General features: G+C 64.7%; 11 protein-coding genes. 2 read left to right on the plus strand and 9 right to left on the minus strand.

The genetic code is table 11. The annotated features are described in order from the left end of the window. Positions 1-12: 12 nt before the first annotated feature. Entirely contained in the window at positions 13-423 is a 411-nt protein-coding gene (locus NG701_RS01600) for an Hpt domain-containing protein (protein ID WP_252563873.1), read from the plus strand. Here the strand turns inward: NG701_RS01600 and NG701_RS01605 are convergent. Then, complete coding sequence (locus tag NG701_RS01605) at positions 396-1,166, minus strand: response regulator transcription factor (protein ID WP_252563876.1); 771 nt, start codon at positions 1,164-1,166, stop codon at positions 396-398. The genes NG701_RS01600 and NG701_RS01605 overlap by 28 nt on opposite strands. A gap of 100 nt (positions 1,167-1,266) precedes the next feature. On the opposite strand from NG701_RS01605, the gene NG701_RS01610 reads away from it, so the two are divergent. After that, positions 1,267-2,922 (plus strand): sensor histidine kinase, encoded by a 1,656-nt coding sequence (locus NG701_RS01610; RefSeq protein WP_252563879.1) that lies wholly within the window; start codon positions 1,267-1,269, stop codon positions 2,920-2,922. 9 nt (positions 2,923-2,931) lie between these two features. Here the strand turns inward: NG701_RS01610 and NG701_RS01615 are convergent, their stop codons facing one another. From NG701_RS01615 to NG701_RS01650, 8 genes are all read right to left on the minus strand, one after another. Then, positions 2,932-4,221: a 5-methylcytosine restriction system specificity protein McrC gene (locus tag NG701_RS01615; protein ID WP_252564104.1), complete on the minus strand. Its 1,290-nt coding sequence runs from the start codon at positions 4,219-4,221 to the stop codon at positions 2,932-2,934. 31 nt (positions 4,222-4,252) lie between these two features. Beyond that, entirely contained in the window at positions 4,253-6,487 is a 2,235-nt protein-coding gene (locus NG701_RS01620) for an McrB family protein (protein ID WP_252563881.1), read from the minus strand. 71 nt (positions 6,488-6,558) lie between these two features. Further along, complete coding sequence (locus tag NG701_RS01625; RefSeq protein ID WP_141139620.1) at positions 6,559-6,810, minus strand: PLDc N-terminal domain-containing protein; 252 nt, start codon at positions 6,808-6,810, stop codon at positions 6,559-6,561. Positions 6,811-6,910: 100 nt separating this feature from the next. After that, positions 6,911-7,327: an acyl-CoA thioesterase gene (locus NG701_RS01630; protein ID WP_252563883.1), complete on the minus strand. Its 417-nt coding sequence runs from the start codon at positions 7,325-7,327 to the stop codon at positions 6,911-6,913. A 47-nt stretch (positions 7,328-7,374) separates the two neighbouring features. Beyond that, entirely contained in the window at positions 7,375-9,306 is a 1,932-nt protein-coding gene (locus NG701_RS01635) for an ABC transporter ATP-binding protein (protein ID WP_252564107.1), read from the minus strand. 149 nt (positions 9,307-9,455) lie between these two features. Next, positions 9,456-11,189, minus strand: a complete 1,734-nt coding sequence (locus tag NG701_RS01640; RefSeq protein WP_252563886.1) for an ABC transporter ATP-binding protein — start codon at positions 11,187-11,189, stop codon at positions 9,456-9,458. A 250-nt stretch (positions 11,190-11,439) separates the two neighbouring features. Continuing rightward, the gene (locus NG701_RS01645) at positions 11,440-13,053 is read right to left on the minus strand and encodes an MFS transporter (protein ID WP_252563888.1); all 1,614 of its coding nucleotides are present in this window, start codon (positions 13,051-13,053) and stop codon (positions 11,440-11,442) included. A 1-nt stretch (position 13,054) separates the two neighbouring features. Beyond that, complete coding sequence (locus NG701_RS01650; protein ID WP_252563891.1) at positions 13,055-13,324, minus strand: MarR family winged helix-turn-helix transcriptional regulator; 270 nt, start codon at positions 13,322-13,324, stop codon at positions 13,055-13,057. Between the last annotated feature and the right edge of the window lie 51 nt (positions 13,325-13,375).

The raw sequence follows: 13,375 nt of genomic DNA on the forward strand, positions 1-13,375 counted from the left end.
GAAGGGACGGAGATGGCACCATCCGATGACGCAGGGCGCCCCTTGGTAGATCCCTCCGTACTTGACCGGCTGCGAGTCGAACTAGACGAGGACGAGGGGTATTGCGGCGTCTTCGTAGGGAACTTCATCGACTGCCTGCCGTTCCGGATCGGCAAGCTGCGCCTGGCCTTGACCACCGGAGACCTGGACGGGGCCGTGGACGCGATCCTTAGCCTCAAGACATCGAGCCAGATGGTGGGCGCGGAACGGCTGGCGGGCCTGGCCATGGACCTTGAACGTTCCATCCGGGAAGAGTCACCGAGTGCGGAACCTTCCCTTGCACTGCCGCAGCTTGCCGTCAACTACCTCCGGCCGATCAACCAGTGCAGCCGCCAGACCCTGCACAGGCTCCAGGCTCACCGCTCGCCAGGCGCCAACCGGTAGCCCACGCCGCGGACCGTCTGCAGCCAGCGCGGTTGCTGCGGTGAATCACCAAGCTTTTTCCGGAGGTTGCCCATGTGCACCTCCACGGAACGTTCGTCCGCCTCGCTGATGTAACTTCCGACGTCGTAATCCTCGTCCCGGAGCCGGCGCACCAAATCCGATTTGGTCCGGACAGTCCGTCCCGCCTCGAGCAGGGTAAACAGGAGTTCGAACTCGGTCCGGGTCAGGTTGAGCTCCTGGCCGTCCACGCTGACCGACCGTGAGGCGTAACTCAGATCCAGTCCGTTGTGGCTGTAATGTCCGTTTCCGCTGCCACCAACGGCGTCCGCCGGGCGATCAGAAACGGGAGCGCTCTCCCCCGCGTCCGGAAGCGACCGGGGCCGGCGCATCATCGCCGCTATCCGCGCGCGGAGTTCGCGGGGGCGGAAGGGTTTGGTGAGGTAGTCGTCTGCACCGGACTCGAGACCGATCAAAGTATCCAGTTCTTCAGCCCGTGCCGTGAGCATCACGATGTAAGCATCCGAAAACTCGCGGATCTGGCGGGAGACCTCGAACCCGTCGATGTCCGGCAGCCCCAAATCAAGCGTTATGACGTCAGGATTCAAGATTCTCGCAGCCTTAACCCCTTCGGATCCGCTGCCCGCGACGGTGACATCAAACCCCGCTTGGGTCAGCACCGCGCGTACCAGCTCGCGGATATCCTGATCGTCCTCGATGACCAGACCCACTCGCGCTTCGCTCATACCAGCCCCCTCCGCCAGCTTGATAACGTGAGAAGTATAGCCTGCTGCCGATATCCTGCTGGTATGCATTCCCCTATACTCCCACTTCAGGCCGCCGTTCATGAATGAACCCGTAGCGTGGGCCACGGGTCGCCTCAGGTTTTTCCGGCGGCCCTTCCACGAATACCGGCTGACGGACAGGGTGGCCCTGAGCCAGATGCCCCTTTTCATAACCACACTGCTGGCCGTGGTCCTCGTTTCGGCGTTTTTTCCCGGAAGCATGGATAACCCGCTGTTCGTGGTGTTCCTCTTTTCCCAACTTGCCATTATGGTGCTGTGCTACGTGGTTCCATGGGACCGCCTGCCGCACACCGCGTTCCTGGTGATCCCGCTGCTGGACTTCATCTCCATTGCGGTGGGCCGCGAAGGAAGCCAGGAAAGCCTCACAGGAATCAGCCTGCTCGCGGTCTTCCCCGTGATCTGGCTCTGCGCCTCCGGATACTACCTCCGCGTGTCACTGTGGCTGTCCTTCATCATGCCGTTGGCGATCATCTGGACGCCCCTTTTTATGCGCGGGGACGTCTCCGGACCGAACCTGGCCCGTTCGCTGCTGCTTCCTGTAATGATGCTGGGGATCGGAGTATCTGTCACCATGCTGACGCTGAGCCTGAGACGGCAGCAGCGGATTCTCGAAGAGAAGGACAAGCAACTCCAAGCCGGCCTGCTCAGCACAAAGCGGCAGGAGGCCTTGCTCAACTCCGTTCTTGATACCGTGCATCTGGGCGTCCTCGCCGTCGATGCCGACGGAAACGACATCCTGATGAACCGGAAGCAGCGCGCCAACCACGAACTTGCCCGCCCGAAGGACATCGACGATCCGAACGAGTCCCAACTGCTGGTCTTCGCCGCAGACCGTACCACCCTTGTCCCGATGGCGGAGCGCCCCGTGCGCAGGGCCATCCTCGGCGAGACGTTCACGGACTACATGGTCTGGCTGGGCGAAGGCAAGAAGCAGCGGGCCATCACCACCAGCGCCCGGGCCATGAAGGACCCGGACGGAACGTTCGCCGGCTCGGTGATCGTGTTCAGTGATGTGACAGACCTGGTGGACGCCCTGGCCGCCAAAGATGATTTCGTCGCCAGTGTCTCCCACGAATTCAGGACACCCCTGACCTCCATCCTGGGCTACGTGGAACTTCTCCTGGAGGACGATCCCGGCCACGACCAACTGGAACCACTGAACATTATCAAGCGCAATTCAGAACGGCTTCTCACCTTGGTGTCCGATCTCCTCGCCACCAGGAACGGGCAGCTGATCGTGACCCCGCACGCCGTGGACGTCGCTGAACTGGTGCGCGCCAGCGTGTCCGCCGCGATGCCCCGGGCTGACGCCTCCCGCGTGGCGTTGATCGCCGAAACACCAGCCAAGCTGGAGGCCCACGTGGACGGCCCCCGCATCTCCCAGGTGCTGGACAATCTGGTCTCCAACGCGATCAAATACTCGCCCGACGGCGGCCACGTAGTGGTGTCGTTGGAGCACGACGACGGCCACGTCGCCTGCCGCGTCAGCGATACCGGCATGGGCATGAGCGCCGACGACCAGGCCCACGTGTTCGCCAAGTTCTTCCGGACCAGCAACGTCCGCCGGACAGCCATTCCCGGCGTGGGCCTGGGCCTGCCCATCAGCAAGGCAATCGTGGAGGCCCACGGCGGAACCATCCAGGTGGAAAGCAAACTGGGCCAGGGCACCACCTTCACGTTCCGGGTGCCGGTTTAGCCTCCCGGCCTAGGCTGGGCCCACGCCCGCCGGGTTCCCTGGCCGAGCTTGCGAGGTTAGGGGGCGGGTGGGGACCACTTCGCCCCAGGACTGCCGCGCCAGGTCCGCCACAGCTGCCAAAATGCCCGACGGCGGCAGCGACAGATCCAGCGGAAACTCCACAATGTCGATGTCAGTGTTCAGGATCCGCCGCAGCTTCATCTCACCCGCCCCCGCATAGATCAGCCACGCGGTGGGCACACCCAGGGCAGTGGAGTGGGCAAGCATCTGGTAGTGGTCGGCGGTCAGGGAAGCGCCCAGGTCCGTGGCGGTCTTGTACTTTGCGTTGTAGACCACAATCGGCCGGCCGCCCAAGAGGTGCACGGCGTCCGGGCGAACGGAGAGCCGGTCGGCATCATGGACAGCTTCGCTGAGGAGCACGTTGTACTGCAGCCGCATCTCGCCCGGATACGCTGCCATGGCCTCGCGGAGCGCCGTGCCCACAAAATCCTCGAACACCTGGGCCATGTCCACCACAAACGATGCCGTCTGTTGCTTCCCCTCCCCCGCCTCCGCCGAGGCATTCTTCAGGATCAGCTCAGCGAGGCGCAGCACTGACTGGTAGCGGATATTCATCCTGCTCGGCGTCCACGGCGGCAGGGGCGCACCGGAAGGAAGGCGGGTGACGGCGTCGAGTTTTCCCTTCAGCTGCCGCAGGCGGCTCAGCACTTCGGGGCGGACCCCCGGCACCTTGCCCATGCGCTCCAGCGCGGCCCGCAGGATCCGGTTCTCGGCGATGTCCTCGGTGAACTCGTCGTAGGACACTTCCAGCGGCACCAGCATGCCGGGGCGCCGCGAGATCTGGTCGGAAATCCGGATGCGGCCCTTGACCGTGCGGAGCGATTCATCAACGGTCAGGTAGCCCTGCAACACGCCTCGTCCCAAGGCACGCTCTGCCAGTTGGGCGAGGGATTCCGCCAGCGCGCTCCAGAGTTCGCGGTCCTCCGCTGCCGCCACGGAATCGGGCCGGAAGCCCTGGTTGCCGGCGTAGCTGAGGAGGAAGAGCAGCCGGCTCAGGCCCAGCCGGTCCTTGGGGCGCACATCCAGCTGCACGGTGGCCGTGCGGACCGAACCCACCTTGCCCGCGGGCTCGATCCGGTACAAACCCATGCCCATCGGGGAGGCCTTGGCGAGCCCGCTGGCGTTCACGAAGGCCGCGCTGGCGGCATCCAGGCGTTCCACGATGCCCTTGGACAGCTCGTCGAGGACCAGATGGCGCGCTGCCGGCGCCCGCCCGCGCTGCGCTGCACCGCCGTGCACCGCGCCGCCGTGCGCGGGAGTGTGGGTTGGCTTAGCTGGTAACAAGGCGTCCCAGCAGCTGCTCCAGCCCGAACCGCTCCTCCAGCTGCGCCCGGGTCAGCTGGCCGTGGTAGTGCTCTTCCAGCAGCGGCATCAGCTCGTACTTCCAGATCCGGCGCAGACCTGCCGGCGTCTGGGCGGCTGTTTTCATGAAGTACGACGGGCCGATCATCAGGTCCCGGTCCCACTCGTCGATGGCGGCGTTGAGCGCGTCAAGCAGCAGCGCCGGCGTGGTGTCCAGGTCCCGCGCCTGCAGGAACCGCAGCAGCGACCCCTTCACGGGCTCCGTCTGCGGATGCAGCTCGATGAACGCGAACCGGCGTCGGATGGCGGCATCCATCATGGCGATGGACCGGTCCGCGGTGTTCATGGTGCCGATGATGTACAGGTTGTCCGGCAGCGTAAACGGCTCGTTCGGGCTGTACTGCAGGTAGATCCGGTCATCGCGGTACTCCAGCAGGAAATAGAGCTCGCCGAACACCTTGGCCAGGTTGGCGCGGTTCATCTCGTCAATGATCAGGAAATAGGGCTTCTTTTCGTTCCCGGGCTTGGCGGCTTCCTCGGCCAGCCGGCGCAGCGGCCCCGCCACGAGCTTGAAGGCCACCTGGCCCTCGTCCGTCTTGTCCGGCCGGTAGCCCTCAAAAAAGTCCTCATACGCGTACGACGGGTGGAACTGCACCAGCTTCACCCGCTCGTCCGTGCTGTCCTGGGCCAGTTCCGCCGCGAGGTGCTTGGCCAGGTACGTCTTGCCCGTTCCGGGCGGCCCGTACAGGACCAGCTGGCGGTTCTCCTCCAGCAGTTCCGCGATCTCCTGCAGCGGCTCCAGGTCCATGTGCAGCGAGTCCGCGAAGTCGCGGCTCAGCGGGCGGAAGCCCTCCTGCACAGGGGGGACGACGGCGGCCGGTGCGTCGGCGTCGTCGTCATCCGGTTCCGCCTCGGCCGGCACGAGCGCCTGGAGCGCCTGCACCACCCTGGTCACGTCAACAACGATCCCCGAGGTGGCCAGCTGCCGCTGGACGTGGCGCGGCAGGTCTGCGGTGGCGTGGCCGTCGTCGTCCAGCCAGCGCACCTTGCGCCGCAGCCGGCGGTTATCGTCGTTGTGCTCGGGCTCGCCCAGCACCACGCCCAGCCGCACGGTGCCGGCGTGCTGGAACAGAACCAGGTCGCCCGGCTTCATGACCGTGAGGAAGGCAAACACCGCCGTTTTGGTGTCCTCCCGCTCGACGTAGCCGAGATGCTTGTAGTCCTCGTCCACGGCGTGCTGCACCAGCCCCGCGGTCACGCCGGGGTCCAGGTGGCGGAGATGTTCGACGTCGAGCGTCACCTTCTCCTCGTCCTGCCACGCGGTGAGGAGTTCAGCGTTGTCGCTGTGGGTACGCAGCAGCCACGCGCGTCGGCCGGGGTCCCCGACTTTGCGCCACTGGCTGACCAGCTGGCGGGCGTACCAGTCGATGCGCTGGCCCGCCTGTTCATCCAGGTGCAGGCGGATGCGGTTTATGTCCGCGGTGATTTCCTCGTCGGAATCGCCCTTGGCCCCGCCTACCAGCGAGGCGAAGGCGTCCCGGATTTCCTGCCGCTCCACGTCCGCCACTACCGGCTCGAAGTAGCTGGGCCAGGCCAGGTATTCGATGCTGCGGCGGATGGCGGGCTGGTCCGCCGGGGTGCCCGCGGCGAGCTCATGGAACTTCAGCGGGTCCTTCAGCGCCTTGGCGATGGCCGCAGGAACCTGCTGGTCCACATGCTGCACAAACCGGCAGAGCCACTTGAGGTGGTCCCAGATGGTCCAGTTGAATTCGGCGGTGCGGTCCCGGATCACGCCGTGGTCCGTCATGCCCTTGTAAAGTTCCTCGGGCAGCTCCAGCGGCGGCTCCAGCCAGGACGCAGCCTCCGCCACCCGGGCGCGCTTGACCTTGAGCGACTTGACCTCGTGCGCCAGGGGCAGTGACTGCAGGAAGAGCAGCTCCACGGCCAGTTGCTTTGCCTCGCGGGAGGCGTCCTCGAGGTTCTGCCGGAGATTGGTCATCATGGGCGCCTTGGCATCAGCGGCTCCCCGGTCCAGGCGCTCCAGCAGCTCCGCCGCAGCCTCCGCAGTCCACGTCAGGGTGTTCCCGTCCAGGGCCGACGGCTTGCCCTGCAAGCCCGGTCCCAGCACAAACCAGGCCGCGTCCTCGATCTCCTTTGAGACACCGAGGGCGCGGTGCATGGCAGTCTTGGGATTTGGGGTCATGGGTTCAAATTTACAGGCTCAAGCTGGATGCCTGCTCCGAAGACCCTGACGGCGTGCAGATCCGAGGCCTGCTACTTAACTGCTCCGAGTCCGGCTCCGGGCCGTTTGCGCCCTAGAATGAAGTAGCCCATCGGCCCGATGAAATTGATCAGGGCGGCCACCCGCCAGGCTGCCTTTGGCCCATTGATTTGCGCCGCCGGACGCTTGGAGATGTCACGCTGGGCGGCCAGCATCAGCGCCACCTGCCCTATCCCGATGACCACGAATCCCGCCCGTGCCGCCGGTGACATCTCTTTCCAGGTCTTTTTGTTTTTCTTGGCCATGGTCAACGCTCCTTAGTGGGTATTTCCAGTTTCCGGTGTGCGCCGTGCCTGCGCAACGGGTGTGCGGGCACGGCGCCGTACGGTTCAAAACGCGAACGGCTCAAACGGTGAACGGCGCCAGCCGCTCCTTCTGCTCCGGCGTCAGGCGAAGGACGCGGCCGGAAGCCTCGTCCACAAACGCCAGATGGCTGCTGGCCCGGACGCACTCCTCCCGGGTGACCGGGTCCTGAACTACGTAGTGGATGTCGAAGCTGGCGCCCTTCACCGCGCCGATCCACACCTGGACCACAGCCGGGACGTTGCGGTATTCCAACGTCCTGACGTAGCGGATCCTGTGGTCCACTACCAGCGCCAGGGTTCCCTCCGGAACGTCGTTGAAGAGCGACACTTCCGGTTCGATGCCGGGCAGGCCGGCACCCCGGGGAGGCCCGAACGCTGCGATCCGGGCCTCCTCGAGCATCCTGACAATCTGGACGTTGTTGATGTGCCCGTAGGCGTCCATGTCACCCCAGCGCATCGGGACCAGGACCTCGATGCGCCGGGGTGATCCGGTGCCCGGCGCGCTCAGCTGTGGACCGCCGTCGAATCGTCCACAACGGTTTCTTCAACGTCGGAACCGGCGAACTGGGACATATACAGCCGGTAATAGGCACCCTCAGCCGCCAGCAGCGTCTTGTGGTTGCCCTGCTCCACGATCTTGCCGTTCTCCATCACCAGGATGGTGTCGGCGTCGCGGATGGTGGAGAGCCGGTGCGCGATCACAAAGCTGGTGCGGTCCGTCCGCAGCGCCGCCATGGCCTTCTGGACCAGCAGCTCGGTGCGTGTATCCACGGAGCTGGTGGCCTCGTCCAGGATGAGCAGCGACGGGTTGGCCACAAATGCGCGGGCGATGGTGATCAGTTGCTTTTCACCGGCGCTGACGTTGTTGCCTTCTTCATCGATCACGGTGTCGTAGCCATCCGGGAGCGCGCGCACAAAGCGGTCCACGAAGGTGGCCTTGGCGGCTGCCATGACCTGCTCCTCGGTGGCGTCCAGGTTGCCATACCGGATGTTGTCGTAAATGGACCCGCCAAACAGCCACGCATCCTGTAGCACCATGCCCACCTTGGACCGCAGCTCGGACCGGCTCAGGTGCGTGACATCCACGCCATCCAGGGTGATGGAACCTGAGTTGAGCTCGTAGAAGCGCATCACGAGGTTTACCAGGGTGGTTTTGCCGGCCCCGGTGGGACCAACAATTGCCACAGTGTGCCCCGGTTCTGCCGTGAAGGACAGGTTTTCGATCAGCGGCTTGTCCTCGGTGTAGCTGAACGTGACGTCCTTGAACTCGACATGGCCGTCGGTCTTGGCTGGCAGGTGCTCGGTGGCAGTCTCGGAGTCCTGCTCGTCGGCGTCGAGGAATTCAAAGACCCGCTCCGAGGATGCGACACCCGACTGCAGCATGTTGGCCATGCCGGCCATCTGGCCCAGCGGCTGGGTGAACTCGCGCGAGTACTGGATGAACGCAGTGGCGTCGCCCAGGGACATCGAGCCCGAGGCTACCCGGAGGCCACCCACGACGGCGATGCCCACATAGCTGAGGTAGGAAACGCACTGCATAACCGGGAAGATCATGCCGGAGACGAACTGGGCTCCGAAGCTGGCCTTGTAGAGGGCCTCGTTCCGCTCTTCGAAGCGTTCCAACATGTCAGCGTCACGGCCGAAGACCCGCACAAGATCGTGCCCGGAGAAGGACTCCTCGATCTGGCCGTTCAGCTCGCCCGTGTTCTTCCACTGGGCGGCGAAGAGCTTCTGGCTGCGCGAGCCGATCAGGCCGGCAGCCACACCGGACAGCGGCAGCGCCACAAGGGCAATGAGAGCAAGCTGCCAGGAGACGATGAACATCATGATGACGATGCCGATCACCGTCAGCAGCGAGCTGATCAGCTGCGCGAACGCCTGCTGCAGCGCCTGCTGGACGTTGTCGACGTCGTTCGTCACCCGGGAGAGGACGTCGCCGCGCTGGCGGGTGTCGAAGTAGTTCAGCGGGAGCCGGTTCAGCTTCTTTTCGGTGTCGTCCCGGAGCCTGCGGATCACCTTCATGACGATGCGGTTCAGCACGTAGCCCTGCAGCCAGAGGAAAATGTTGGCCACAAAGTACATCAGCAGCACCATGGCGATCAGGACTGAGAGTTTCTGGAAGTTGATCCCGGTGCCGGGAACCAACTCCATCCGCGACACCATGTCCGCGAAGTTATCCTGCCCCTGCTGACGCAGGCCTTCCACGAACTCGTCCTTGCTGGCGCCCGCGGGCAGTTGCTTGCCAACCACGCCGCCGAAGATGACGTCCATGGCCTGGCCCAGGATCTTGGGGGCGATGACATTCAGGACCACCGAGACCACCACCAGGGCCACCACGGCGTAAATGCCCACAGCCTCAGGCTTCAGGAGCCCCAGCAGGCGCTTCGCCGAGGGCCAGAAGTGCTCGGCCTTCTTAGCGGGCATACCGCCGAACATGTCGCCGTCGGCTTCGGAGGGCTTGTATTCCTCCTCGAAGAAATCGTCGTCCTCCAGAAGGTCTTCGGGAGTTACGGATTCCGGGTTCGTTTCGGTGGTCGAGCTTATCGCTTCGGTGGTCGAGCCTGCCGAGTCCTTCTTGGCGGCGCTCATGCCATTTCCTCCACGCTCAGCTGGGATTCAACAATTTCCTGGTAGGTGGGTGAGGTTTCCAGGAGTTCCTCATGCGTTCCGCGGTCCACGATCCGGCCGTTGTCCAGGACCAGGATCTGGTCCGCGTCGGTGATGGTGGAGATCCGCTGGGCCACGATGATCACGGTGGCGTCGGCGGTGGTCTGTTTCAGCGCGGCGCGGAGCCTGGCGTCGGTTGCCACGTCCAGCGCCGAGAACGAATCGTCAAAGAGGTAGACCTTGGGTTTGGTGATCAAGGCGCGGGCGATGCAGAGCCGCTGCCGCTGGCCGCCGGAGACGTTGATGCCGCCCTGCGCGATGCGGGCGTTCAGTCCATTCTTCTTCTCGCGGACAAAGTCCCCGCCCTGGGCGATCTGCAGCGCGTCCCAGAGTTCCTGGTCGGTGGCTTCGGTCTTGCCGAAGCGCAGGTTGTGCTCGATGGTGCCGGAGAAGAGGTACGGCCTCTGTGGGACCAGGGCCACGCGCTTGGTGATCTCGGCACGGTCCAGGTTGCTGACGGAGACGCCGTCCAGGAGGACTTCGCCCTCGGCGATGTCGTACAGGCGCGGCAGCAGGGCCAGCAGCGAGGTCTTGCCTGCACCGGTGGAACCGATGATGGCAACGGTCTCACCTGGCTTGGCGGTGAAGCTGATGTTGCTCAGCACCGGCGTCTCGGCACCGGGGTAGGCAAAGGTGACGTTCCGGTACTCCACTACCCCGGCCAGGGTGGCGGGAGTTTCGGGACGTTCGGGATCGTGGATGGAGGGTTCGACGTCGAGCACTTCACCGATGCGGTCCGCGCAGACGGAGGCGCGCGGGATCATCATGGCCATAAACGTGCCCATCATGACGGCGATGAGGATCTGGAGCAGGTACTGCAGGAACGCGGTCAGGGCGCCCACCTGCATCTCGCCTGAATCCACGCGCTGGCCGCCGAACCACAGCACGGCGGCCGTGGACAGGTGCAGGATCATGCCGATGGCCGGGAACATCAGGACAAACAGGGCCCCGATTTTCAGGGAGACGTCGGTCAGGTCCTTGTTGGCGACGCCGAAACGCTCGGTTTCATAGGGTTCGCGGACAAAGGCGCGGACCACGCGGATGCCGATGATCTGCTCGCGAAGGACGGCGTTGATGCGGTCGATCTTCTTCTGCATGGAACGGAACAGGGGCATGAGCCTGACCACCAGGTAGCCCACTACCACGATCAGCACGGGCACGGAGACCCAGACCAGCCACGACAGGCTGATGTCCTCGCGCAGCGCCATGATGATGCCGCCGATGCACATGATGGGGGTGGCCACCATGAAGTTCAGTCCCATCAGCACCAGCATCTGGACCTGCTGGACGTCGTTGGTGCCGCGGGTGATGAGGGTGGGGGCGCCGAACGTGTTCACGTCCTTGGCGGAGAAACTGGTGACCTTGCGGAACACCCCGCGGCGCAGATCGCGGCCCACGGCCATGGCCGTTTTTGAGCCGTAGTAGACGCCGGCGATGGCAGTGCCCACCTGGACAATGGCCACCAGCAGCATCACGGACCCGGTCCGCCAAATGAAATCCGTATCCCCGCGGGAAACGCCTTCGTCGATGATCTGGGCATTAAGGCTGGGAAGGTACAGCGCCGCGATGGTGGACGCGAGCTGGAACACTACGACGGCGATGATATACGGCATATACGGCTTGGAGTAGCGCCGTATGAGGGTGCGGAGCATGCCCGTGAATCCTTAGGAAGAGAGCGCGAAATGATGAGGATAAGTAGTAACAGACGGGGCTGACATTTCTCAGCCTACCCACTCTACGAAATCCGTTGCCCGGGCGAAACATCTACGGCGAATATCATCCGATCGGCGTACTCCCCCACACGTTCCTCCACCACTCACCTGCGCGAAAGGACACTTGCGGCCCCGGATCCGTGGGGCCTCAAGTGTCCGTTCGCGCGGCGATCAGCCGTTCGCGCTCAGGTTAGCGACTCGCGGAGGCGAGTTCCGGCGTCGTGCTTTCAGCGTTGGCGTTTGCCTCGGCCCCTGCCCCTGGTTCGGCCTCCGGCTGGATGTCAACGGTGCGCCGCAGCGGGCGCTCCTTGATGAACAGGACCGAGATCAGGGCTATCACCGCAACGCCGGCGGAGATCAGGAAGACCTCTGCGGTGGCGTCGCCGTAGGCAGCGCGCATGATCTCGCGCACCGGTGCGGGCATGTCAACGAGGTCCATGCTGGCTCCGGCCGACCCGCCCGCCACGGGGATGCCGGCCGCAGCCAGGCCCTGCGTGGCGAGTTCGCTGACCCGGCTGCTGAGGACGGCGCCGAGCACGGACACACCGATCGCGCCGCCCACCGAACGGAAGAATGCCACGGATGCGCTGGCCGAACCGATATCGGACGCCCGGACCGTGTTCTGCACCGCCAGGACCAGGTTCTGCATGAGCATGCCGAGGCCCACGCCCAGGATTGCCGTGAAGATCCCGGCCTGCCACAGTTCGGTGGTGTGGTCCATGGTGCCGGCCAGGCCGAGGCCGCCGATCAGCAGGATGGACCCGCCGATCAGGTAGCCCTTCCACTTGCCGGTGCGGCTGATGAGCAGACCGGAAACGACCGAACCGGTCAGGTTGCCGGCGATCATCGGCAGCGTCAGGAGTCCGGCTTCAGTAGGCGTAGCGCCGCGGGCCACCTGGAAGTACTGGCCCAGGAAGGTGGTTGAACCGAACATCGCGATGCCCACGGCCACCGAAGCGATGATGGCCAGAGCGGTGGTGCGTTCGGAGATGATCTTCAGCGGAATGATGGGCTGCTCCACCTTGGACTCCACCAGCACCAGCAGGGCCAGCAGCACCACGCCGCCGCCAACCATGGCGGCCGACTCCCAGGAAACCCAGTCGTAGTAGGCAGGGTTTCCGGCGAAGGAAACCCAGATCAGGAGCAGGCTGACGCCGGAGGTCAGCAGGATGGAGCCAAGCCAGTCGATCTTGGCCGGGCGCTTGACGTGCTCGATTTTCAGGGTGATCTGGAGCAGGATGAGCGCGACGACGGCGAGCGGCACGCAGACGAAGAAGGTCCAGCGCCAGCCCAGCGGGCTGTCCACGATGAAACCGCCCAGCAGCGGGCCGCCGGCAGTGCCCACCGCCATCACGGCGCCCATGTAGCCGGAGTATTTGCCGCGGTCCCGCGGCGGGATCATGGTGCCGATGATGGCCTGCGCCAACGCGGTGAGTCCGCCCATGGCCGCTCCCTGGATCACGCGTGCGGTGAGCAGCAGCGGAATGGTTTCGGAGAGTCCGGCCATCACGGAGCCGGCCACGAAGATGACAATGCTCAGCTGGACCAGCAGCTTCTTGTTGAAGAGGTCGGACAGCTTGCCCCAGATGGGGGTGGTGACGGCGTTGGCCAGCAGGGCAGCCGTGATCACCCAGGCGAAGTCGGTTTGGGTGCCGTGCAGATCGGACATGATGGTGGGCAACGCGTTGGCCACAATGGTGCTGCTGAGGATGGCGGTGAAGAACGCCGCGAGGAGCCCGGTCAGGGCTTCCATGATCTGGCGGTGGGTCATCGCCAAGGGCGGTGCGGCGGGCTGGCTCGACATATCAGTGCTCCTGCAGGTTCTGGGTTGCGGCGGCTGTTATCGCGGTTGGAAGTGCCGGGACAGCATGTGCCCGGGTTGAATGCTTGAGGGACTCGGAGAGTTTCGTCAGGATCCGTGCCGTGTCCTCGGCATCCTCCTGGCTCCAATCGCTGAGGTACTCCTGCAGCGTGGCCGTGCGGCGCTCTTCGATCTTCCGGAGCTTGTCAGCGCCGGCCGGCGACAGGGCAACCAACTGGGCGCGGCCGTCGTCGGGATCCTGCCGCCGGATCACGTAACCCAGCTCTTAAAGCGCGAGAGGACACTTGGGGCCCTTTGGAATGGG

Origin of the sequence: Pseudarthrobacter cellobiosi, assembly GCF_023913815.1 — a bacterium.
Taxonomy (GTDB): Bacteria; Actinomycetota; Actinomycetes; order Actinomycetales; family Micrococcaceae; genus Arthrobacter; species Arthrobacter cellobiosi.

What these genes read in the sequence shown, in the direction of transcription:
- NG701_RS01600 (WP_252563873.1), top strand. Translation starts at nt 13, where the DNA reads ATGGCACCATCCGATGACGCAGGGCGCCCCTTGGTAGATCCCTCCGTA.
- NG701_RS01605 (WP_252563876.1), bottom strand. Translation starts at nt 1,166, where the DNA reads ATGAGCGAAGCGCGAGTGGGTCTGGTCATCGAGGACGATCAGGATATC.
- NG701_RS01610 (WP_252563879.1), top strand. Translation starts at nt 1,267, where the DNA reads ATGAATGAACCCGTAGCGTGGGCCACGGGTCGCCTCAGGTTTTTCCGG.
- NG701_RS01620 (WP_252563881.1), bottom strand. Translation starts at nt 6,487, where the DNA reads ATGACCCCAAATCCCAAGACTGCCATGCACCGCGCCCTCGGTGTCTCA.
- NG701_RS01625 (WP_141139620.1), bottom strand. Translation starts at nt 6,810, where the DNA reads ATGGCCAAGAAAAACAAAAAGACCTGGAAAGAGATGTCACCGGCGGCA.
- NG701_RS01630 (WP_252563883.1), bottom strand. Translation starts at nt 7,327, where the DNA reads ATGCGCTGGGGTGACATGGACGCCTACGGGCACATCAACAACGTCCAG.
- NG701_RS01635 (WP_252564107.1), bottom strand. Translation starts at nt 9,306, where the DNA reads ATGTTCGGCGGTATGCCCGCTAAGAAGGCCGAGCACTTCTGGCCCTCG.
- NG701_RS01640 (WP_252563886.1), bottom strand. Translation starts at nt 11,189, where the DNA reads ATGCTCCGCACCCTCATACGGCGCTACTCCAAGCCGTATATGCCGTAT.
- NG701_RS01645 (WP_252563888.1), bottom strand. Translation starts at nt 13,053, where the DNA reads ATGTCGAGCCAGCCCGCCGCACCGCCCTTGGCGATGACCCACCGCCAG.